Origin of the sequence: Peribacillus muralis (genome assembly GCF_001439925.1) — a bacterium.
Taxonomy (GTDB): Bacteria; Bacillota; Bacilli; order Bacillales; family DSM-1321; genus Peribacillus; species Peribacillus muralis.
This window is the reverse complement of the sequence record NZ_LMBV01000001.1, coordinates 464496-487060: the sequence shown is the minus strand read 5'-3', so window position 1 is coordinate 487060 and position 22565 is coordinate 464496. Positions and strand designations below refer to the sequence as shown.

The 22565-nt window shown below is 43.2% G+C and carries 23 protein-coding genes; 6 read left to right on the top strand and 17 right to left on the bottom strand.

Features of this window, described 5'->3' with window-relative positions; translation table 11 throughout:
• Nucleotides 1-376: 376 nt before the first annotated feature.
• Nucleotides 377-1045, top strand: a complete 669-nt coding sequence (locus tag ASU00_RS02345; protein ID WP_330219506.1) for a C40 family peptidase — start codon at nucleotides 377-379, stop codon at nucleotides 1043-1045.
• A 190-nt stretch (nucleotides 1046-1235) separates the two neighbouring features.
• Here ASU00_RS02345 and ASU00_RS02340 read toward each other — a convergent pair whose 3' ends face one another.
• The gene (locus ASU00_RS02340; protein WP_057911816.1) at nucleotides 1236-1763 is read right to left on the bottom strand and encodes a DUF3221 domain-containing protein; all 528 of its coding nucleotides are present in this window, start codon (nucleotides 1761-1763) and stop codon (nucleotides 1236-1238) included.
• 204 nt (nucleotides 1764-1967) lie between these two features.
• Here ASU00_RS02340 and ASU00_RS02335 point away from each other — a divergent pair, with 204 nt between their 5' ends.
• Complete coding sequence (locus ASU00_RS02335) at nucleotides 1968-2318, top strand: GyrI-like domain-containing protein (protein ID WP_330219505.1); 351 nt, start codon at nucleotides 1968-1970, stop codon at nucleotides 2316-2318.
• Between the two features lie 210 nt (nucleotides 2319-2528).
• Here the strand turns inward: ASU00_RS02335 and ASU00_RS02330 are convergent, their stop codons facing one another.
• Nucleotides 2529-3320: an SDR family NAD(P)-dependent oxidoreductase gene (locus ASU00_RS02330; protein WP_057911815.1), complete on the bottom strand. Its 792-nt coding sequence runs from the start codon at nucleotides 3318-3320 to the stop codon at nucleotides 2529-2531.
• 23 nt (nucleotides 3321-3343) lie between these two features.
• Nucleotides 3344-4312 carry an MBL fold metallo-hydrolase gene (locus ASU00_RS02325; RefSeq protein WP_057911814.1) on the bottom strand — a complete coding sequence of 323 codons (969 nt, stop codon included), beginning with the start codon at nucleotides 4310-4312 and terminating at the stop codon, nucleotides 3344-3346.
• Nucleotides 4313-4824: 512 nt separating this feature from the next.
• Between ASU00_RS02325 and proC the strand changes: the two genes are divergently transcribed.
• Complete coding sequence (gene proC / locus ASU00_RS02320) at nucleotides 4825-5670, top strand: pyrroline-5-carboxylate reductase (RefSeq protein WP_057911849.1); 846 nt, start codon at nucleotides 4825-4827, stop codon at nucleotides 5668-5670.
• Nucleotides 5671-5780: 110 nt separating this feature from the next.
• Here the strand turns inward: proC and ASU00_RS02315 are convergent, their stop codons facing one another.
• Complete coding sequence (locus ASU00_RS02315; RefSeq protein ID WP_057911848.1) at nucleotides 5781-6212, bottom strand: VOC family protein; 432 nt, start codon at nucleotides 6210-6212, stop codon at nucleotides 5781-5783.
• A 226-nt stretch (nucleotides 6213-6438) separates the two neighbouring features.
• Between ASU00_RS02315 and ASU00_RS02310 the strand changes: the two genes are divergently transcribed.
• A complete protein-coding gene (locus tag ASU00_RS02310) occupies nucleotides 6439-6993 on the top strand; it encodes a MerR family transcriptional regulator (protein WP_057911813.1) in 555 nt (184 codons plus the stop codon).
• Between the two features lie 74 nt (nucleotides 6994-7067).
• Here ASU00_RS02310 and ASU00_RS02305 read toward each other — a convergent pair whose 3' ends face one another.
• The 5 genes from ASU00_RS02305 to rnz form a co-directional block, all read right to left on the bottom strand.
• Entirely contained in the window at nucleotides 7068-7862 is a 795-nt protein-coding gene (locus ASU00_RS02305) for an ABC transporter ATP-binding protein (RefSeq protein ID WP_057911812.1), read from the bottom strand.
• Nucleotides 7837-8868: an ABC transporter permease gene (locus tag ASU00_RS02300; RefSeq protein ID WP_057911811.1), complete on the bottom strand. Its 1032-nt coding sequence runs from the start codon at nucleotides 8866-8868 to the stop codon at nucleotides 7837-7839. The genes ASU00_RS02305 and ASU00_RS02300 overlap by 26 nt, the downstream gene beginning before the upstream one ends.
• Nucleotides 8869-8900: 32 nt before the next feature.
• Nucleotides 8901-9896 carry an ABC transporter substrate-binding protein gene (locus tag ASU00_RS02295; RefSeq protein WP_057911810.1) on the bottom strand — a complete coding sequence of 332 codons (996 nt, stop codon included), beginning with the start codon at nucleotides 9894-9896 and terminating at the stop codon, nucleotides 8901-8903.
• Between the two features lie 212 nt (nucleotides 9897-10108).
• Nucleotides 10109-10927, bottom strand: coding sequence for a squalene/phytoene synthase family protein (locus ASU00_RS02290; RefSeq protein WP_057911809.1), 819 nt, complete (start codon nucleotides 10925-10927; stop codon nucleotides 10109-10111).
• 64 nt (nucleotides 10928-10991) lie between these two features.
• Nucleotides 10992-11933, bottom strand: coding sequence for a ribonuclease Z (gene rnz, locus ASU00_RS02285; protein ID WP_057911808.1), 942 nt, complete (start codon nucleotides 11931-11933; stop codon nucleotides 10992-10994).
• A gap of 231 nt (nucleotides 11934-12164) precedes the next feature.
• On the opposite strand from rnz, the gene zwf reads away from it, so the two are divergent.
• On the top strand, nucleotides 12165-13661 hold the full coding sequence (gene zwf / locus ASU00_RS02280; RefSeq protein ID WP_057911807.1) for a glucose-6-phosphate dehydrogenase: 1497 nt from the start codon (nucleotides 12165-12167) through the stop codon (nucleotides 13659-13661).
• A 50-nt stretch (nucleotides 13662-13711) separates the two neighbouring features.
• On the opposite strand, the gene ASU00_RS25280 is transcribed toward zwf, so the two are convergent.
• The 6 genes from ASU00_RS25280 to mce form a co-directional block, all read right to left on the bottom strand.
• Entirely contained in the window at nucleotides 13712-13873 is a 162-nt protein-coding gene (locus ASU00_RS25280) for a hypothetical protein (RefSeq protein WP_161809681.1), read from the bottom strand.
• A gap of 496 nt (nucleotides 13874-14369) precedes the next feature.
• The gene (gene gndA, locus ASU00_RS02275) at nucleotides 14370-15782 is read right to left on the bottom strand and encodes an NADP-dependent phosphogluconate dehydrogenase (RefSeq protein WP_057911847.1); all 1413 of its coding nucleotides are present in this window, start codon (nucleotides 15780-15782) and stop codon (nucleotides 14370-14372) included.
• A gap of 41 nt (nucleotides 15783-15823) precedes the next feature.
• Nucleotides 15824-17098 (bottom strand): DNA polymerase IV, encoded by a 1275-nt coding sequence (locus ASU00_RS02270; protein WP_057911806.1) that lies wholly within the window; start codon nucleotides 17096-17098, stop codon nucleotides 15824-15826.
• 304 nt (nucleotides 17099-17402) lie between these two features.
• Nucleotides 17403-18521 carry a tripeptidase T gene (locus ASU00_RS02265; protein ID WP_057911805.1) on the bottom strand — a complete coding sequence of 373 codons (1119 nt, stop codon included), beginning with the start codon at nucleotides 18519-18521 and terminating at the stop codon, nucleotides 17403-17405.
• Between the two features lie 205 nt (nucleotides 18522-18726).
• A complete protein-coding gene (locus ASU00_RS02260) occupies nucleotides 18727-20280 on the bottom strand; it encodes an acyl-CoA carboxylase subunit beta (protein ID WP_057911804.1) in 1554 nt (517 codons plus the stop codon).
• Nucleotides 20277-20702, bottom strand: coding sequence for a methylmalonyl-CoA epimerase (mce, locus tag ASU00_RS02255; protein WP_057911803.1), 426 nt, complete (start codon nucleotides 20700-20702; stop codon nucleotides 20277-20279). Before mce ends, ASU00_RS02260 begins: the two co-directional genes overlap by 4 nt.
• A 143-nt stretch (nucleotides 20703-20845) precedes the next feature.
• Between mce and prli42 the strand changes: the two genes are divergently transcribed.
• Entirely contained in the window at nucleotides 20846-20941 is a 96-nt protein-coding gene (prli42, locus tag ASU00_RS26605) for a stressosome-associated protein Prli42 (protein ID WP_152983664.1), read from the top strand.
• Between the two features lie 41 nt (nucleotides 20942-20982).
• Here the strand turns inward: prli42 and ASU00_RS02250 are convergent, their stop codons facing one another.
• Both ASU00_RS02250 and ASU00_RS02245 read right to left on the bottom strand, forming a co-directional pair.
• Nucleotides 20983-21498 (bottom strand): L,D-transpeptidase, encoded by a 516-nt coding sequence (locus tag ASU00_RS02250; protein ID WP_057911802.1) that lies wholly within the window; start codon nucleotides 21496-21498, stop codon nucleotides 20983-20985.
• Nucleotides 21499-21528: 30 nt separating this feature from the next.
• Nucleotides 21529-22518: an aromatic acid exporter family protein gene (locus ASU00_RS02245; RefSeq protein WP_057911801.1), complete on the bottom strand. Its 990-nt coding sequence runs from the start codon at nucleotides 22516-22518 to the stop codon at nucleotides 21529-21531.
• Between the last annotated feature and the right edge of the window lie 47 nt (nucleotides 22519-22565).

Here is a 22565-nt window from a genome sequence, read left to right as displayed (position 1 = left end):
TTTATTATATTCATTACTTTAACCGAATATACGTTCTTATTCAATGGAAGTTTTCAACCAAATTTCTACTTTTTATTGCATTTTCCTCGAAAAATATATTTATCCTAAAAATAGATAAAACTCCAATATTTAACTCCATAACCATATAGTTTTTTTATAATAGATCAATTAGTAGCTTGAATAATTGATAATGAATCCAAATGCTTACTTTATGAAGCGATTTAATTTCAATATCAACAGACTTTTGTCTTTTTTTAACATGGTCTTTGTGCCTATTTATTGTAATGGAATTGTAATCAAAAATATGTCTAATTGTCATAATGGTATTGTAGGATAATATTGTTAAGAACAATCGTGAGATAGAGAGGAAGAGGAAATGAAAAGAATGAAGAAATGGATTGCTTCAGCTGCTGTTGCATCTGCCATGATGCTAACACCACTGCAAGCCTATGCTAACATTGGAGACCAAACCCTCAGACCCGGAATGACACATAGCGATGTCAAACAATTACAACAACTATTAAAAACCAAAGGTTATTTTACATATTCAGGTTCACTGACTACACATTATGGAACCTATTCCACATCAGCAGTAAAGAAGTTCCAAAAAGCTAAAGGATTGACTGCCGACGGAATTGCCGGCCGAGCTACATTCAATGCGCTTGGTGTTTATAAGGTCAATAATACAAGCATGATCAACTATGCAAAAACCTTGATGGGCAAACCGTATAAATGGGGCGGAACGACTCCGGCTGGATTCGACTGTTCCGGCTTCATCTATTACGTGTTCCAGAAGTCACAAGGAATCACCTTACCGCGTACCACGTCCTTGCTCTATTCCAATACAGGTTTGAAAGTATCGTCACCCTCTAAAGGTGATCTTGTATTCTTTGATACTTCTTCTGGGAGAACAGGCGTATCACATGTTGGGATTTATATCGGAAATGGTCAATTCATTCAGGCTTCGACTTCAAAAGGCGTAACGATCACGGATATGGATAATTCTTATTGGAAACCAAGATATTTAGGGGCAAAAACCTTATAAATCCAAGGATACATACGATCAAAGAACCGGACTCAGCCCGGTTCTTTTTTATTTCGAATTATTGAGTAGTGACTGAACAAAAAAAGACCCATGAAGGGTACTTTTTGGTATGTCACCGCTGTTATATATGACCTTCTCAAAACTGTTTTCAGTAACCTGCCCCTCCAATTCATCAAGATGCAACAGAACCTTATTTCAGATATAAGATCTCACCCGTAACATCCTCGACAATCACCATGAAAGAAGAATCCATGTTGGAACGATTCATCATTTCGATCGTGTACACATGCTCTGAAGGTAGATGGGTGACTTCAAGAACGATGAATCGCTGACTTTCGGCTTCGCTGACATGGTCGAGGGCGGCAGTGACCGCCCGTTGCTCGGCTAAGCTTTCCTCGTCCGCCAAAACAAGAATCAATTCCGCTTCCGCTTTCCCAGGAAATGAATCCGTGACCCCACCCCGGTGCCACGGTTTCACTTTCATCCCTACCTCTAAATCGGAATAATCGAGGTTCAAACCATGTTGATCTTGAATATATGTATGATTGTTCACTTTATAATACGTCCCTTTAATCAAAATCCTTTTATCATCAAGATCTGTAATGAAGCCAACTTCTCCTTTATCAATGTCCTCCCGCTTGTTCCAATCAGAGGTTTGACAGCTCCCCAGAATACAGACGACTAACAAATACATATAAAGGTTTACCATCTTCTTCATGAAAATCCCTCCTAAGAAATAGACGAAATACACCATGTATAGTTACCAGCTGCACCAGGAATTCATTTTTTGAAACGATATCTGGAAAAAGAAGGAGATTAACGTGTTTTATAGAATGGGTAAGACATGATACAGAATAAATTCTGGAAGGAAGAAAACGCGTGAAATTAAAAATCATAAACAGTTTACGAACGAACAATTTTAATGACGACCTATTGCTGGAAAGAATTAAGGAATTATGGCAGCAGGCTTCCTCCTGGTCTGGCTAATAAAATTACCTATGCTGTCTATCATAATTATGAAAGTGACTATAAAGGTGATTATTCATTAAGTATAACCGTTGAAGATAATGATGGGCTACATTCACTGGAAATACCGAATTTCGCAAAATATGATGTCTTCAGTGTGGACACAACGGTGGAACACGGGGTCCTCAACACCTGGAAGGCAATATGGGCGCGTGAGGATGCGGGTACATTGGAAAGAGCATACTCATTTGATTTTGAAAAATATTACCCTAATGGAGAAATTGAAGTTTACATAGCATTAAGATAGCGTTCATGCACTGATCAATCGAAAAACGAAGGTTTGTGCTTGTCCTTGGGGCACGAATTTAAGGAGTAGTCCACTGATGCCTTATAATGTGTAGGTATGACGGCATCTCTATAAATGGTTAAAAAAAGGGGTTTCAAAATGGAAACATTTCGAAACCCCTTTTGTCTATACACTGAACGACTCGTTATGTACGAAAACCGTACATTTGTACTATTTTTTAAAAAAGGCTTTTTTTCCTAAAAATTCGGTGATCCCGGGAAACAGGGTATACCATTTCCCCGCTACATCCATCCAGCCAGGGAGATTGATTTCCCTCTTATTGGTCAGCATCGCCGCGACAATTTTAGTCGCGACTTTCTCCGGTTTAAGCATGAATTTTTCAACATTCTTTACATATGTACCCGATTCATCGGCAATGCCGAAGAAATTCGTTTCTATCGGCCCTGGGTTGACGGTGGTGACATAAACATGATCTTCCATCAACTCGAGCCGAAGAGCATTAGAATAGCCAAGAACGGCGAATTTGGTCGAAGAATACAAGGTTGATTTAGGTGTGGCAATTTTACCTGCCTGTGAGGCGATATTGATGATATGCCCTGATTTTCTCTGCTTCATATAGGGAAGGACTAGCTTTGTACAGGCCATTAATCCGATCACATTGACGGCAAACATCGCTTTCGTTTCGTCCATTTTCGTATCCTGCGCTTCTTTAAAGGTACCGAAACCGGCATTATTGACCAATACGTCCACTTCACCTATTTGCGCATGGATGTCATCAAATACCGCTGTGATCTGATCGGTATCTGAAACGTCAAGCTTAAATGCATATGCATCAATCCCGTATTGAGTGATTAGCTCATTCTTTAGCTGCTGTAATTTATCAAGACTTCTAGCCAAGAGAACAAGACGTCCGCCCTGCTTTGCCGCTTCGATTGCCACTTCCTTGCCAATCCCTCCGGAAGCACCCGTAATAACAATTACTTTTCCTTGCAAGTTTTTCAAAAAGTTGCCCTCCTTTTAGAACATTAAGCGATTGAATAGAGAATGACCCCAGCTTCGATTGCGGTTTCGACTTCACCCAAATCTTCTAGATAGTCAAGTTGGCCGATCGTTTCCGAAAGTGTAAGGCCCACTTCTTGAAGATATACTTTTGGAAACAACTGCTGACACACCTCAAAGACTGATAGGGGTTTAATAGAAAGCATGCTTTTCACCTGCATCGCCCGATTATGCTGCCGCTCGAACCTATATTGAATCAGGTCGGCCACCGCATCACCATTCACTTCATCTCCATGTCCGGAGTAGACGGTTGATATGGAAAAATCCAATAGCTTCTGAAGTGAGGCATTATATTGCAGTAACGGCCGCGGTCTATTGTCCCCCGGAAGAATTGGCGGTTCCATCAATGGATTAGGTGAAATCTTGGCAAGCAAATGATCACCTGCAATCATGACACCGTCACTTTCGCGATAAAAGGATAAATGACTTTGCGCGTGACCAGGAGTCTCGATCGTTTTCCAGCCTGGAAGCCCCGGAAGCTCATCCCCCTCAGCTAAATACCCTTGCAGCTTCCGTTCACTAAGAAAACGAATATCGTCGCGATGATGAATCAATTTGTCTTTCAGCTCTTCGGCAACCCCAAACTTCGTGGCATACTCAAGGAAGAAACAATTATGCGTTTCAAGAAAATCATCACTTATGTCCAGCCAGCGCTGATTGTTTTTGTGGCCATATACCGGGATTTCCTTTGGAAAGAAATCGAGTGCGCCAGCGTGATCAGGATGATGATGTGTCAAGATGATTTGTTCGATATCTGACAACTTCAAGCCCAAATCCGCAAGTCCCTGAGTCAACGCTTCCTTCGATCGTTTCGTTTTAACGCCAGTATCTATGAGAGTTAATGCATCCCCTTTAATTACATAAACATTTACATCACCGACAGCAAACGGTGTGGGCAAAGCAATTTTTGCAATATCTCCATTCCATTTCGCCATAAATATTTCCACCTTAGAAATTATATTTATATAAATTTTTTTATGCACCAAACAAAATTATTGGTACGTATAACTAGAGAATCAATGTATAATTACCATTTTACATATATATTTTAATAATGTCATTATTTTCACATAATTCATGTCTATTTTTTGACGGTCATGCATATATTAACATTGACAGAGTACCGTTTTATCCTTCATAATCACAAGTAATTAAAAACGGCGTGGCTTTGATTAAGGCCAAGTAAATTTATTGATGGCGTAAAGAGAATGAAGCTCCGTGCTGAAAGGCTTCATCGCCCTCTCATGATTGAACCTACCTTATGAGCCTTCAGGAAAACCTGACGTAAATCCCGCGTTAGAGGATACAAGTGCAGTTTTCCTGTTTATTTGCTATGGAACACTGAACAAAGGTGGTACCACGGAAGCGAGACCTTTCGTCCTTTATTGGATGAGGGGTCTTTTTGTTTTTTAAAAAAAGAAGCGTTGAAGGAAAAGGAGCGGAAAATATGAAGAAAATCTCATTCATCGGGGCTGGATCGATGGCAGAAGCAATCATTTCGGGGCTGGTGACGCAACAGGTCATTCAACCTGCAAATATTTTCGTAACGAATAAAACAAATGATGATAGGTTCCATTACTTAAAGGAACAATACGGTGTCACCACCACAAGATCGCTGCAGCCATTGTTACAGGACGCGGACCTTGTCGTCCTCGCAGTGAAACCGAAAGATATTCTAGAAACGATGCAATTAATAAAAGAATACATTCGTGAAGAAATGCTGTTCGTTTCCGTAGTGGCCGGCGTTCACACATCAAGCTTGGAGGGAATCGCCAATAAGCAATTCTCGATCGTTCGTGCCATGCCAAATACATCGGCAACTGTAGGAAAGTCAGCAACGGCACTTGCCGCTAATAGCCATACGAATGAGTCGCAATTACACACGGCCATCACCCTGTTTGAAACGGTAGGAACGGTGGCAGTCGTTGAGGAAAATCAGCTCGATGCGGTAACCGGCTTATCAGGGAGCGGCCCGGCTTATATTTATTATTTGGTCGAGGCACTGGAAAAGTCAGCAGAAACGATCGGTCTCGATTCACAAACGGCGAAGCAATTAATTCTTCAAACATTGTTGGGTGCGGCCGATATGTTGCAGAAGTCCCCTAAAACGCCTGCCGTGCTTAGGAAGGAAGTAACGTCACCAGGCGGAACGACTGAAGCAGGTTTGAAACAGCTGCAAGCTCACCAAGTGCAGCAAGCCTTCATTGCCTGTGTACAGGAAGCGACTGAGCAATCGAAGCGAATGGGCAATCAAATAAGCAAGGAACTTGCCCAATATGTCATCCCCCAGTAAGGCCGATGATGATGGGCTGTTGTCTCGCACCCCTTTATAGGAGTGGCAAGGCAACAGCTTTTTTCACGATGTAGGAATGCATGCGCGTGCAACTACTTATAGGCGAACGGTCACTCTATGACCAGCATATCTTGTTCATCAAAACGCCAATCCTTCGAATACGCCACCTCCCAATAGTACCCATCAAGATCGGAAAAGTAGCCGCTGTATCCTCCCCAAAACACCTCTTGAGGCGTTTTCTCGATTATCCCTCCGGCCTTTTTGGCCTTATCCATGATCTCATTCACTTCTTCAACCGATTTGGCATTGTAAGCAAGTGTCATGCCCGAAAATCCCCCCCGATTCGGTGGCTCCAGCTCGCTGATATCTTTCGCTAACTCCTCTAAAGCGTACAAAGTAAGTTTCGTTCCCGCATTATTGAAAAAAACAATGGAAGGCCCATCCTCTTTAATAGATGTATGGAACCCCAAGCCATCCCGATAAAATGTTAATGATTTACTCATATCCTTTACGCCTAATGTGATAAGGTTAACCCTATTCATGATATTCCTCCTTTTTTGCAGCTCAAAAGGTAATTCGACATCACTTGCAATTAACCCTTTTTGCAACTAGTCAGCAGCCCTCTTAGGCATCGGCTCATGAATGGATTCGATTCTTCGCAAATTACGTAGGAAATCCACTTTCTTTGCCGAATGGATAAAAGTTTTGTCAACCGTAAAGGAATTGCTTCTTCCTTATCGAATTCAAGAATCAAAAGGGGGAATTTCGATGAATACAAGTGCAGTTGCCCGGTTACTGAATGTTTCCCACAGTACGATCCAACGTTGGGTTAGCCAATTGAACATGGAAGTAGAAAGGAATCAGCTTGGCCACTACCAGTTTTCAGAGGAAGACATTGCCTTGTTAAGAAAAATTCAGAATCAGCTGAATGAGGGGATCATTCTCCAAAAGGTCAGCATATCAGAGAGTAAGCTTAAAAAAGCAACCGTCCGGAAACACCCTGAAACGAAAAAAGAACATGAACAGCTTATGGAACGGGTCATCCGACTTGAAAATGGACTAAAAACAAAAGCGGATGATGTGGTATCTTATCAGCTTTTACAGCACAGAAGTGAAATGGAAGAGATGCACAGACTCGTTAAAAAGCTCGAAGCGCGAATTGAAGCGTTAGAAACGCCAACAGTCCTGCCATTTGATTACTTCCTCGCAGCTGAAGAAGCCGCCGCCACGAAAAAAACGAAAAAGAAGCCCTTCATGAAAATGATTTTTGGAAATGGCCGAAAGAACGATCCCACCTCCTTGAGCACGGCAGACAGCGATTAAGTTCATGATTGGCGTAATAAAATGAAAGGCCCTGACCCAAGGTTTTCTTAACCTTTGAGTCGGGCCTTTTCATTTTAAATTAGCACGGCACGGTCATTGATCATTTTCTCACCTTTGATCCGCTGGAATTCGTTAAGCAGTTTTTCAACGGTAAGCTTCTGCTTTTCAGCGCCTCTAGCTTCAAAAATGATCTGTCCCTTATCCATCATGATCAAGGAATTTCCAAGATCGATTGCTTGCTGCATATTATGGGTGACCATCAAGGTCGTCAACCGGTTTTTTTCGACAATCTCTTTCGTCAGATTTGTTACAAGCTCTGCCCTGGACGGATCAAGAGCGGCTGTATGCTCATCAAGAAGCAAGATTTTCGGATCGGTGAAGGTCGCCATCAACAATGATAATGCCTGACGCTCACCGCCTGATAATAATCCTACCTTGGCAGTCATGCGGTTTTCCAATCCTAGGTGCAGGGTATTCAAGCTTTCTTTAAAAAGCTCCTTCCGTTTTTTGGTCACGCCGAAGCCGAGGCCTCTTCTATTGGTCCTGCCATAGGCAATGGCCATATTTTCTTCGATTGTCATATGCGGAGCCGTACCAAGCATCGGGTCCTGAAACACACGGCCAATCATTTTGGCACGGGCATGCTCCTCGATCGCTGAAACGTTCTCACCATTAATGAACACTTCACCGGCATCAGGGAGAATTTTACCGGAAATCATATTCATCAACGTCGATTTCCCGGCACCGTTACTTCCGATGACCGTTACGAACTCTCCTTTTGTCATCTGCAGCTCAAGATTTCCAAGGGCCAGCTTTTCATCTGGTGTTCCTTCATTGAAGACCTTATAAATCTGTTTTAACCGAAGCATAACCTTCCCCCCCTTTCGATAAAGTCCCGCCATGGCGCAGTTGAATTTCCTTGAGACGCTTTTTCTTCCGGCTTTTTTCCTTTTGTTTATCAGAAATTTTTGGAATGATAAGTGCCCCGATTACGATAAGTGCCGTAATTAGTTTAACATCACCTGTATCAAGGAATTCCACGCGTAATGCCAATGTTACGACAATTCGGTAAATGATAGCTCCCCCGATTACCGCAAGTGTTGCACGGGCAATCGTTTTTGCACCAAACAACGCTTCGCCAATGATGACGGACGCCAAGCCGATGACGATGATACCTATCCCCATGCCAATATCGCTAAAGCCGTTATATTGGGCAACCAAGGATCCCGAGAAAGCCACAAGTGCATTTCCAATTCCAAGTCCCAGAACCTTCATGTTTCCTGTATGGGCGGAAAAACTGTTGACCATCGCTTCATTATCCCCCGTCGCCCGTAAAGCAAGACCGATTTCCGTTTTCAAAAAAGCGGACATCGTCATTTGAATGATCACAGCGACGATCAGCATGACGATCAATATCGACCACGTTTTCGGCAGGCTACCACCCAGACCCACGATCGATAAAAGACCATTCAACATGTTGTCCAGCCCAGTGCCAGCAAAGGCATCCTGGATTTTCGTGATGATGGTCGTTTGGGAAAGCAGTGGGATGTTGGATGCCCCCATGATCCTTAAATTGATGGAGTAGAGGGCGATCATTATCAAAATACCTGCCAGGAGTGGATTGATTTTCCCCTTCGTATGCAGGAGCCCCGTGATGGCCCCAGCAATGAATCCAGCCAACATCGCACAGAAGGTGGCAATGATTGGCGAGTAACCGTTAACGATCATAATGGCGGCAACGGATGCCCCTGTCACAAAACTCCCTTCGACCGTCAAATCGGGGAAGTCGAGGATCCTGAATGTTAAATAGACTCCGAGTGCCATTATCGCGTAAATCATTCCCGACTCAAAAGAATTGAATAAGGCTGTAGACATATTCTTCTTCCTTTCTTGAACAAAAGCAGCGTTTATTTTACAAACTCAGCATCTGCTTTCCATTCTTCTTTTATTTCAATACCCATTTCTTTTGCTGCCTTTTCATTGATGACCAATTTCAGTTTTTGTGGATATTGAACTGCGATATCTCCAGGCTTTTTGCCATCCTTCAAGATTTCAACCGCTTTTTGTCCAGCTTCATAGCCAATATCGAAGTAGCTGAAGCCATAGGCGGCGAAGCCGCCGGCATTTACGGAATCAAGCTCGCCAACGAACAAAGGAATATCTTTATCATTTGCCACCGAAATGACCGATTCCAATGCCGAGACTACGGTATTATCGGTAATGATATAAAAAGCATCCGCTTTTCCGATTAATGATTCCGTTGCCTGTTTAACGTCGGCTGAAGTGGAAACGGATGCTTCCACGACTTTCAATCCCGCTTTTTTCGCTTCCGCTTTCACGTTTTTGATTTGAACGACGGAATTTTGCTCCCCTGTATTATAAACGGTTCCAACTGTCTTGGCGCCCAGTTCTTCCGCCAGGAATTTCATTGATTTGGCAATCGCTTCAGGATGTGAATCCGTCGTACCTGTCACATTTCCGCCTGGTTTGTCCAAAGAAGTAACGAGCTCCGTCGCCACAGGGTCTGTGACCGATGTAAATACGATCGGGATATCCTTTGTCGCATTTAAAGCGCTTAGAGCACTAGGAGTCGAATTGGCAAAAATCAAATCGACCTTATCACCAACAAAATTATTGGCAATCGTTTGATTGTTGTTTTGATCGCCCTGCGCATTTTGGAGATCATACTTAGCCTTGACATCACTGTCCTTCAACGCCGCCTTGAACCCTTTATACGCTTGATCCAGTGAGTCATGCTGAACGAATTGGGTCACTCCGATGTCGTACGTTTCCGTTTTGTTTCCATCCTTCGCCGTATCTTTTTCCTTGTCATTGCCGCACCCAGCCAATGTTAACCCTGCTACTAAAGTCACCGCTAATGTCGAATATAATTTCTTTTTCATATTTTCCCCCCGCTTTTTACTTATTTAAGATCAGTACTTTCCGCTCACACCAGTTTTTTCGCGTATATGAGTTAAATTATAATCGTTTAGTCCCAATTATTCCAATATATTTTTTAACTTTTTAGAATCTTTTGAGTTATCAGATGATTGAACCCAAAAAAAGCTGCCGTGAAAGAAAATATTACCTTTCACGGCAGCTTTTTTTGGATTGGTCAATGTTCGACAACTTGATTCACGATCTCGGTTACAGTGGCACGATCAATTTTTTCTTTGCCCTCTTTTAATGCCTTCAATGTAGCTTTTGCTAATTCCAAGGGGATTTTACAGAAATGGATGATTTCTTTCGTTTCTATCTCCGCAATATAAGCATCCGCTAATGCTAAATTATGTTCCGTATGCGATAGCATCTCTTCAAAGTCCCAGCCATCCGGATAAAAATTCACCCCGCGTTCTGCATCTTCCTCCCGGTTACGCAGAATATTGACCGTTTGGAGCCCACGGCCAAATGCGATGGCTAGCTTTCGATCCGTTTTGGTTCCATCATACCAGTTCCACATATCAGACAGCATGACCCCCACCAAGCCTGCAACATAATAGGTGTAATCATCAAGCTCTTCCTCATCATGGATTTGCCAATCCTTCGTAACCCATTTTGCCATGCCTTCGGCCATTTCCTGTGTGGACTCCAAAACTTTGGCTTTCGCTCCTGGAGGACAATATTGTATCCAATCCGCTAGAAGCAAAGTCACCTCGGGCAAATCGTCCTTATATGGCTTGAATAACGATTCAAGCTCATCTTCACGGCAATCCTCCTTAAGCAGCTTGCTTAGGTCCTGTAACAGGGAAACCTTACTGTCTGCGGGTAGGCCTGGATGATCCTCGATCTCATCGATGGCACGCATGCACAGGTATGCAGCCCCGATCGCCTCTTGTAAACCTTTTGGGAGATAGCTGATCGGAATGAAGAACGTCCGGCTTGTTTTCAAGAGAAAATCCATTGCTTTATTATGTAGGTTGCTTTCGTCAGTCATAGGTTACACTCCTTTAAAAATCCAATGAACAGTTGTTTCATTATATCAAACATTCATGTTGATTTCAGCTTCCCTCTTTCTCTGCATATAAAGGAATTCTAATCGTCATTAAATCTTCTGCCATGATCGTGTTTGCGAAAATCGCTTGGCTTTGCTGTTTTAACCTCTCCGAATCCTCGACGCTATACCGTGAGCTGATATGGGTAAGAATTAAATGCTTGGCTCCTGCTTTCAAGGCCGTTGTTGCAGCCTGAGCGGTTGTCGAATGGTAATAGCTAGAAGCCATTTCCGTTTCTTCTGCAGAAAATGTGGCTTCATGAACAAGATAATCTGCCGAATCGGCAAGTACGAGAGCATTATCGCACATTCTCGTATCCCCGAGGATCGTGATGATCCGGCCCTTCTGCGGGGTGCCTAGATAATCTTTCCCGTTCAAGACACGGCCATCCTCGAGGGTGACATTTTCTCCATTCTTCAATGCTTTATAATGCGGACCTGGCTTCACACCAGCTTGATGCAGTAAATCGACGAGCAGGCTTCCCGGACGGTCCTTCTCTTTAATCCGGTAACCGACACTGTATATGCCGTGATCGAGCACCATGGCCGTCACGGTGAATTGCTCGTCCTCGAATACGATGCCTTCTTCAATTTCGACGATTTCCAATGGATATTTTAAATGAGTCCCGCTCACAAGTAAGCTTGTCTTAATATAAGCATCAATCCCTTTTGGACCATATACCGTCAATTTATCCACCCCGCCCTGAAAGGATCTGCTGCTTAACAGCCCAGGGAGGCCGAAGATGTGGTCTCCATGTAAATGGGTGATGAAGATTTTTTCTATCTTTCGCGGTTTGACCGCCGTTTTTAAAATTTGATGCTGTGTCGCTTCACCACAATCAAATAACCAAACGGAGCCCCGTTCTTCCAATAATTGCAGGGCGATTGACGTCACATTGCGCGCCTTGGCCGGAACGCCGGCGCCTGTACCCAATAAAACAAAATCCACTGATCCTACCTCCGTTGCCAATACGTTAATAGCTTAACTATAGCATAATCATGGCGGTTCTTTCATTTATGACCGACTAAAAGCGTTATCAAATTAAACTTTTTATGAAATATGAGAAAAAATGCGCAAATTGATTGCTTTGAGGGAAAGCTAACCGTAAAATTAGAAATTGGTACACATACGGGAATTCCAACTTTAGAGATAGAATTAACGGAAAGTTGAGGTTTTAACATGACAGAAAATAATAAACCGACGGCATTGATCATGATTTTTGGTGCTACAGGAGATTTGGCGAAAAGGAAATTGTTTCCTTCCATATATCGACTATTTCAAAAAGAGAAAATCAACAAATTTGCCGTCGTAGGCGTAGCAAGGAGACCCTTGACGAACGAGGAGTTTCAATCAAGCGTCAAAGACTCCATTCTTACGTTCGGACACGCGGAAGAAAAAGTCGATGAATTCATTTCCCATTTCCATTATCATTCTCATGACGTATCGAGCTCGGAATCCTACCAGCAGTTAAAAGGGATTGCCGAGGACTTGGACGGGCAATATCAATTAGAAGGAAATCGCATTTTCTATTTAGCGATGGCACCTGAATTTTTCGGAACGATTGCCGAACAGATCAAGGCTCAAGGCCTGACTGATTCGAAAGGGTATAAGCGTCTGGTCATTGAAAAGCCATTTGGGCATAGTTTCGAAACAGCCCAGAAATTGAATGAACAGATCCGCACGGCATTCGCCGAAGATGAAATTTACCGTATCGATCATTATCTAGGTAAAGAGATGGTTCAAAATATTGAAGTCATCCGTTTTTCCAATGCGCTATTCGAACCGCTTTGGAATAACCGATATATCTCCAACATCCAGGTTACTTCCAGTGAGACGCTTGGCGTCGAAGAACGCGGGCGTTATTATGAAACGAGCGGCGCGCTAAGGGATATGATCCAGAACCACCTGCTCCAAATGGTTGCCTTGCTTGCAATGGAGCCTCCGATCGCCTTAACGACGGAAGAGATTCGAAGCGAAAAGGTGCGGGCATTGCGTTCGCTTCGGCCAATGAAAGTCGACGAAGTCGGTAAATTCTTCGTCCGCGGTCAATATGGGGAAGGAACAGTAGACGAGAAAACACTGCCAGGTTACCGTAATGAACATAATGTAAATCCTGATTCAAATACGGAAACCTACGTTGCTGGGAAATTGCTGATTGATAACTTCCGTTGGGCTGGTGTTCCTTTTTATATCCGCACAGGTAAGAGAATGGCTGTAAAATCCACGAACATCGTTGTTCAATTCAAAGATATCCCGATGAATCTGTACTACAAAACGGAAGAAACCTTGAACCCGAATCTGCTCGTTATCAATATTCAGCCTGATGAGGGGATTACACTTTACTTAAATGTCAAGAAATCCGGGACCACATCGAATACGAAGCCAATGAAGCTGACGGTATCCAACAAGGGAATCGAGCATATCAATTCCCCAGAGGCATATGAGAAGCTATTATTCGATAGCATGCGCGGAGATGCCACGAACTTCACGCACTGGGACGAGGTTGCCCTTTCCTGGAAGTTTGTCGACACGATTTCCAATGCTTGGGAAAACACGAAAGATGAGTCTTTCCCGAATTACGCTGCAGGATCGACAGGTCCACTTGCATCCGATGAGCTTCTAGAAGAGGATGGACATATTTGGTGGCAAATCAAGAAAAACACAACCGAATCGTAATTGATTTTTAAAAAATGGGATGCCAAATCGGCATCCCATTCTTCTTTCTTTCATGATACACGCTTCCTGACTAATTTCTCCCGGATATTATGAAGCATTTCCTTAGGTTTAGACAGTTCTTCATTCATTTGGGAATTGAGCCAATAAGAAACACCAAGTTCTAAAGCAATAAAAAATAAAAAAATGGCAATAGCCAACCAGATGATAAACATGGTCATTCGCTCCTTCTCTCTTGACTGCCGACTGTATCATGAATTCCGTCCTTAGCTTTCATTGTTTATATTCCTTGTTACGATGGTGTTTAAACCCCATGGCATGTATGAGATATATTATACTATATTTTCCAGTAAAAAGGGAGTTATTTCTTTCTGTTTGATGTCATAAGAATGTTTGATTATGGTTCCTAAAACATATCACTACATAGCTTCTGAAATGATCGAAGAATTTAGACAATAATCCATCTTTGCGTATTCCTACAAAAGCAATTATGCCCTTTCAGGGTAGGGAACTGCCTTTTTATTTACTAATACCGGTTCTGTTGCTCCATCACTGGGTTGTGTTTCACTACCATACCACCCCGCCGTAGTTCTTGAGCGTTTTTGGTAAAAATCAGTGGTTTCATTATCTTAAGTCTTAGATGTTCAGATGAAGATTCCTAAACAAAAACCGGCTTAAAAGGATCTCTCCTTTTAAGCCGGTTTGATTTCATTATTTTTCCATCCATTCAGTATGGAATGTACCTTCTTTGTCGATGCGTTGGTACGTATGGGCTCCGAAGTAATCACGTTGCGCCTGAATTAAATTGGCTGGCAGCGTTTCAGTACGATAGCTGTCGAAATAAGCAAGTGCTGATGAAAGACAAGGAACCGGAATTCCGTTCATCACCGCTGTTGATACGACCTCACGTAAAGCCCCTTGGTAGCTTTCAACGATCCCTTGGAAGTAAGGGTCAAGCAGCAGGTTGTTCAAGTTCGCTTCACGATCATACGCTTCCTTGATTTTTTGCAGGAATTGTGCACGGATGATGCAGCCGCCACGGAAAATCATCGCGATCTCACCATATTGCAAATTCCAGTCATTTTCCTCGGATGCAGCCTTCATTTGAGCGAAGCCTTGCGCATAGGAACAGATTTTGCTCATATAAAGTGCTTTACGGATGCTTTCGATTAACGCCTTTTTATCTCCTGTAAAGCTTTCGGCTTTTGGACCGCGAAGAATCTTGCTGGCTTCAACACGTTCTTCCTTGATGGCCGAAATAAAACGGGCGAATACGGATTCGGTAATGATTGGCAGCGGTACACCAAGATCAAGTGCACTTTGGCTTGTCCATTTCCCGGTTCCTTTTTGGCCAGCTTTATCTAAAATGACATCGACCATCGGTTTGCCTGTTTCTTCATCATGCTTTTTGAAGATATCAGCAGTGATTTCAATTAGATAGCTATCAAGTTCCCCTTCATTCCAGTCTGTAAATACTTCATGGAATTCCTCAGCAGAAAGTCCAAGAAGATTTTTCATCAGGAAATAAGATTCGGAAATCAATTGCATGTCGCCGTATTCAATACCATTATGTACCATTTTCACATAATGACCAGCTCCATCCGGTCCGATATACGTACAGCAAGCATCGCCATCGACTTTAGCGGAAATATCCTTCAAGATTGGTGCAACCAGTTCATATGCCTCTTTTTGACCGCCTGGCATGATCGAAGGACCCGTTAGTGCTCCTTCTTCCCCGCCTGAGACGCCTGTACCGATGAAATGGATGCCAAGCTGGCTTAATTCCTCATTGCGGCGTTGCGTGTCCTTGAAGAACGTATTACCTCCATCAATGACGATATCGCCTTTTTCAAGTAACGGTTTTAATTGCTCGATCGTTGCATCCGTGGCCGCTCCGGCTTTAACCATCAATAAAATTTTACGTGGTGTTTCCAATGAGTGGACGAATTCTTCAAGCGTATACGCAGCTTTTACATTTTTGCCTTCCGCTTCCTTCATCATTTCATCCGTTTTTGAACCTGAGCGATTATAAACGGATATTGAATATCCTCTGCTCTCAATATTGAATGCAAGATTCTTACCCATTACAGCAAGTCCGATAACGCCAATCTGTTGTTTTGTCATGATCATCTTTCCCTCCTCCATATCTTTACGCAGCCCAGACGCTAATCTTCGACACCTGGAGAACCCTTCCTCCTTGATTGCTCGAAAAAATCTTTGTTGAAGCTCGTGTCTGTTCCGATCGAACCGTTCTTCAAGGGTAATCCCTTTTTAATAATATTTTCTCCGTACTTATTTTGCAAGTGTTCCATCGCTTCATACAACGGCTCTTTTTCCGCTTCCTTTTGAAAAGAAAAAATGTCCAGCTGCATAAACGCCGACTCTTTCTCGATGACATCATGGGCGGTTACACCGAGAAGCCTGATTCCTTCGCCATTCCAATTTTTCATGAAAAGATCGGTCGCTCCAGCCAAGATGTCCTTTTTTTCAAACACCGGGTTGGAAACGGTCCGGCTTCTCGTAATGGTGCGACGGTCTTTGTATCGGATCGTCACCCCTATTTTTTGGCCAAGGAGACGTTTATTTTTCAAACGGGCAGCCACCTTGCCCGATAGCTTTTCCAGGACACCGAGCAATTCTTTTTGGTTGGTGGAGTCATGAGGGAGGGTGGTCGAATTCCCAATGCTCTTATGATCAAAAATCGCTTCAGGATCCACAACCCTTGGGTCGATGCCGTTGGCCCTATCTTTCAAACGAATCCCATTGATCCCAAGCAACTGTTTAAGCTGATTATCATGGGCATGGGCAAGGTCTTTGATTGTGATGATGTTGATTGCATGAAGTTTTTCCGAGGTCTTTTCACCGATGCCATGCATTTCACCGACTTGCAGTGGCCAGAGCTTCTCAGGAATGTCCCTTTTCCGTAAAACGGTGATACCCATCGGTTTCTTCATATCAGAGGCCGTCTTGGCCAAGAATTTATTAGGGGCAATCCCAATGCTGCAGGGGAGATCCATCGTGTTAAAAATTCTTTCCTGAATGCTTTTGGCTATTTGCAAAGGTGAACCCAATTCGGCGCATTCACTAATATCCAGATACCCTTCATCGATTGAAACCGGTTCAACCATCTCTGTATATTGCCTTAATAATTCGAAAATGGCCAATGATGCCTTTCGATAACGTTCGAAGTTCGGCTTCTGGATGACCAATTGGGGACAAAGTTTTTTTGCCTGCCATATCGGCATCGTCGTTCTGACCCCGAATTTCCTCGCCTCATAGCTGCAGGTCACGATTATGCCTCTTCTCTCCTCAACATTACCAGCGATGGCTAACGGCTTGCCTTTTAAAGAAACATCATAGGACATCTCCACCGAAGCATAGAAGCTATTCATGTCTACATGGAGAATGACCCTGCCATTTTTGGGATACATGTCCTTCATATGTAAACCGTCACATCCTTGAAAAGATAAAAAAACGGATAATTAGGGCCGGACAATAACCATTCCTTTTAAGTTACCCTAGTTAAACGTTGATAACCACGGTGAAGGTACGTTTCGCTTCAAGAAAAACAGCCATCATTTCATTGATGACTGTACATGTCTTCCTGCAATGCTAATCGCAAACAACCGGTTATCTGCCTTTGTAACACTCTGCAAACTATCCAGTTGTCACATAAGCCGAAGCAAAAAAGGGGATGCTTCGATAAAAAACATCTTCTCAGATCCCCTAACCTCTTTTCGCTATTTAAGCGGATACTTCCTGAATGATGCTGACGACCATTTCAGCTAGCTTCGTTAATTCCTCAACCGGAATTCTTTCATTCGTAGTATGGATATCTTCATAGCCAACAGCAAGATTGACAGTAGGAATGCCAAAACCTGCAATGACATTCGCATCGCTTCCGCCGCCGCTTTTCACAAGCTCGCATGGACGGCCGATTTTTTCCGCTGCCTTTCTAGCGACTTCGACTACATGATCACCAGCACCATATTTGAACCCTGGATACATGACGGTCACTTCCACTTCAGCCCGTCCGCCCATTTCAATGGCTGCCGTTTCGAATGCTTCTTTCATTCTTGCTACTTGTTTTTCCATTTTTTCAGGAATCAAGGATCTTGCCTCTGCAAGGATTTCCACATGGTCACAAACGATATTCGTTTGCTGTCCTCCTTGGAAACGGCCGATGTTAGCTGTCGTTTCCTCGTCGATGCGGCCCAACGGCATTCTTGAGATCGCCTTGGAAGCGATCGTTATCGCTGAAACCCCTTTTTCCGGAGCCACACCAGCGTGAGCGGTCTTGCCTAAAATGATTGCAGACACTTTCGCCTGAGTAGGTGCAGCAACAACCACATTCCCCACTTTTCCATCACTATCGAGAGCAAAACCGAATTTAGCCGTTACAAGGGAGCGATCCATCGCTTTTGCTCCAACCAATCCAGATTCTTCCCCAACGGTAATGATGAACTCGATTGTTCCGTGCTCGATATTCTGTTCTTTCAACACTTTAAGCGTTTCTAACATGACCGCTAACCCGGCTTTGTCATCCGCCCCTAAAATGGTGGTGCCGTCTGACACTATGTATCCATCCTTTATGGAAGGCTTGATGCCCTGACCAGGCACAACCGTATCCATATGGGAAGTGAAATAGATCGTATCTACGCCTTCCTTCGTTCCTTTAAGCGTACATATTAAATTACCTGCACCGTGACCGGTAACGGCTGTTGTATCATCTTCGAAAACCTCTACACCTAATGCCATGAATTTTTCTTTCAGCACTTTGGCGATGGCTGCTTCATTTTTCGTTTCGGAATCAATTTGCACCAATTCCATAAATTCACTTACGATACGTTCTTCATTAATCATAAAATAAAACCTCCAAAAAAAGTTTTCCTCTTTAATTATACTTCTAAAAGCGACGCCCCGGCAAATAATGTGATAATGAATCGTCGCCCGCATGAATGAAGGGCTTTCTTTTTTTCCCAATCAATGGTGAACGAACGCGTGCATTTTCCTTTCCCGTAGAGGAAAGAGCCCAAACAATATCGTTTGGGCTCTTTGTCAAATATGATTACAGCGGGATATTGCCGTGCTTTTTCCATGGACGCTTTTCCTTTTTGTTGCGGAGCATCTCCAGTGATTGGATGATCTTGATCCTGGTTTCACGGGGATCAATGACATCATCCACCATTCCAAGGCTTGCTGCGACATATGGATTAGCGAATTTCTCACGGTATTCTTCGATTTTAGCTGCACGGGTCGCTTCCGGATCTCCACTGTTTTGTATCTCACGGGCAAAAATGATATTGGCCGCTCCTGCAGAGCCCATGACCGCAATTTCGGCATTAGGCCATGCAAACGTTAAATCCGCACCAATGGACTTACTATTTAGCGCCACATAAGCTCCTCCGTAAGCTTTACGCAGGATGATCGTCAATTTTGGCACGGTTGCTTCTGAATAAGCATATAGCAACTTTGCCCCGTGGCGGATAATTCCGCCGTGCTCCTGTTTAACACCTGGGAAGAACCCTGAAACGTCTTCAAACGTAATTAACGGAATGTTGAACGAGTCACAGAAACGAATAAAACGGGCAGCCTTATCGGAGGAATCAATATCAAGCCCTCCAGCCAATACTTTTGGCTGATTACAGACAAGTCCCACTGATTTTCCTTTGATTCTTGCTAAACCGACCACTATATTTTTCGCAAAACTTTCCTGCACTTCCATGAAGGAACCGTCATCGACGACTTGTTCCAATACTTTACGAACATCATATGGACGGATTCCCTCATAAGGGACAACATCCGTTAAGTCCGGCCGATAGTCATCGTTATCGTCACTTTCCAAAACCGGCGGCTTCTCTTCATTGTTTTGTGGCAGATAGCTGAGGAGACGTCTTACATCTGCCAATACTTGTTCTTCAGAGGCTCCCTTGAAATGTGCATTACCACTTATCGTATTATGTACAGTCGCTCCGCCCAATCCTTCAGATGAAATCTTTTCTCCTGTAACCGTTTCAATGACTTTCGGTCCTGTGATGAACATTTGACTTGTTTTTTCAACCATGAAGACGAAGTCGGTTATGGCTGGAGAATATACAGCTCCCCCTGCACAAGGTCCCATGATAACGGAAATTTGCGGGATCACACCGGAATATATCGAGTTGCGATAAAAGATTTGACCATATCCGTCAAGAGAAACGACACCTTCTTGAATACGTGCCCCACCAGAGTCATTCAAACCGATGAAGGGTGCTCCATTTTCCGCTGCCAAATCCATGACATTGGCGATTTTCAGAGCATGCATCTCCCCAAGTGCACCGCCAAATACAGTGAAATCCTGGGAAAACAAATAAATGTCACGGCCGTTTACTTTTCCGTAGCCCGTAACGACCCCTTCTCCTGGCCCTTCTGCCTTTTCCATGCCAAAATTAGTGTTACGGTGTTTAATAAAAGGATTTAGTTCAATGAAGGTTCCCGGATCAACCAAGAGTTCGATTCTTTCCCTTGCCGTAAGCTTCCCTTTTTCGTGCTGCTTTTCGATTCTTTCTTCACCGCCGCCCATTTCCACTTTACGGCGTCTGTCATATAAATCATTGATCGCTCCATATATGTCGTCTGTCATCCCTTCTCCTCCTTAGATAATGCATGTTCACAAAGCTCATATAATACACCCGCAGTAGACTTGGGGTGAACGAAAGCAACATCGGCAGCGTGAGCTCCCTTACGCGATGTATCATCAATCATGCGTAACCCTGATTGTTTCAATTCTTTAATTCGAGCTTCGATATCCTCTACGCCAAGGGCAACATGATGGATACCTTCACCACGCTTATCAATGAATTTGGCGATTGGGCTTTCAGGTGTTAGCGCTTCCAATAACTCCAAACGGGTATTGCCTGCCAAAATAAAGGCCACTTTAACACCTTGGCTTTCCACAGTCTCGATACCTTCTAGTTTCAGCTTCAGCGTGTTCGTGTAAAGCGGCAACGATTCTTCCAGTGACCTGACCGCAATACCGATATGATCGATATTTTTAATCATCATCCAGCCCCCTAGTTCAATATTGGTTGACTCTATTAATATATAACTACCATTCCCCATTTATAGGAACATTGCATTTTTACTTGTTTCTACTAATCGTACACGTTAAAATGGAATCAATTAAACTGTTTTAAGGGAGAGAGCATATGGGAAACAAAAAATTAAGAAAAGTCGTTGTGTATTTAATGCTTATCTCAATGATATTAACGACATTGTTGTCAGGTATTGCATTTCTTTTGTAATAGATGTGAGATGAAGAGGGGAGCCTTAAGCTTCCCTCTCTTCATTTTATCGCGCCGCTTTTGATTGCCAATGTTCTGAAGTCCTCGGATGAATGGGTAATCAACACCTTTGTACCTTCAGTAACTTTTTCGTACAAGCGCTCTACATCCGGCTTATGCATGCGCACACAGCCATTTGAAATGAATTTCCCGATTGAGGACGGTTGATTCGTACCATGAATTCCGTATATCCTTCCATCGGTATTCCGTGCGTCAAAACCAATCCACCTCGATCCCAAAGGATTGCTCGGATCGCCGCCGGGAATATTCTTTTTTCGATAATAAGGTTTGACGGCTTTAACCTTGATCGTGAACACCCCTTCAGGTGTCAGCTCTTGACTCTTTCCAGTACCAACCGGCAAAATCTCCTTGACCTCGTTATCATCAATGATCGCCAATTCATTGTTGGCTTTGTTGATGATGATGAAAGCATCTCCAGGTTTAACCGATTGAGGTTGGGCATGTACAGAAAGCGGCGACAAAGAAAGCATAAGCAATAAAGAAAGGACCCATTTCATTTATATCAATTCCTTTACTTTTTGCTTAGTTTAAGCAAAGTGCTTCTTCTTCATTCGGTTATTGTTAAGTTCAGGCAATCCTTTGAAGGAATGCTTCAGCAATAAATACCGTTCCATTTCCTTCATGAGCTGCAGTAATGCCGCCCTCGATTCAAACTCTTCCCGTGTCTGTGGAAGGGTCATTCCCCTAAAAAAGACCTCCAATTCTTCAAGCTTCTTCAAATAAATGATGGCCGTGTTTTGGGGATGGACGTTTTTCGCGAGATCTTCTATGAAATTAGCCACGATGCCGCTTTGTTTGACGACCAACGGGATATTCGTGACGAGGGGAAGAATGCGCTCAATTATTTCAAATTGCTTTTCACGCATTTTGAAATAATGATAATACAGATCTTCTTCCCTTAAAAAGTGATTTTCCACGTCCCTGAAAGCAAGACTTTTGGCTTGATTGAGAAGATCGGCCGTTTCAGTGATTTCCTTTCCACCCCATGTGTGATCATTATCCCGTAAATAGCGGACGATACCCATCAAGATTTCACTGAAGTTCGTTTCGATGCGTTCCTGATAGGAAAGCAGCTTATCATCCACACTAGGCATGTACAGATTCATGACAAGTGCCACACCAACCCCAACGGCTATTAATACCGTTTCATTCATTAGCAGGGAAAAAGTGATGTCACCCGATCCATATAAATGCAAGATGATGACACAGCTTGTAACGATTCCCTCGTTAATCTTCAAGGCAACGGTCGTTGGAATGAAAATCAATAGAATCAATCCTATGATCAGTGGATGGAACGCGATGAACTCAAACATAAGGGAAGCGTAGGCCATTGCGATTAAACCAGCTAAAAACCGGTGCCAGGAGGCATCCACCGACTTCTTCTTCGTAACTTGGACACATAAAATCGTAATGATTCCCGCAGACGAGAAATATTCCAGATTAAGCATTTGTGAAATAATGATTGCCAAGGTAGCCCCCAAAGCAGTTTTAATCGTTCTGTATCCGATTTTAAACATTGTTATGTATCACCCGGCTCTTTCCTTGTCTATTATAATACTATCAG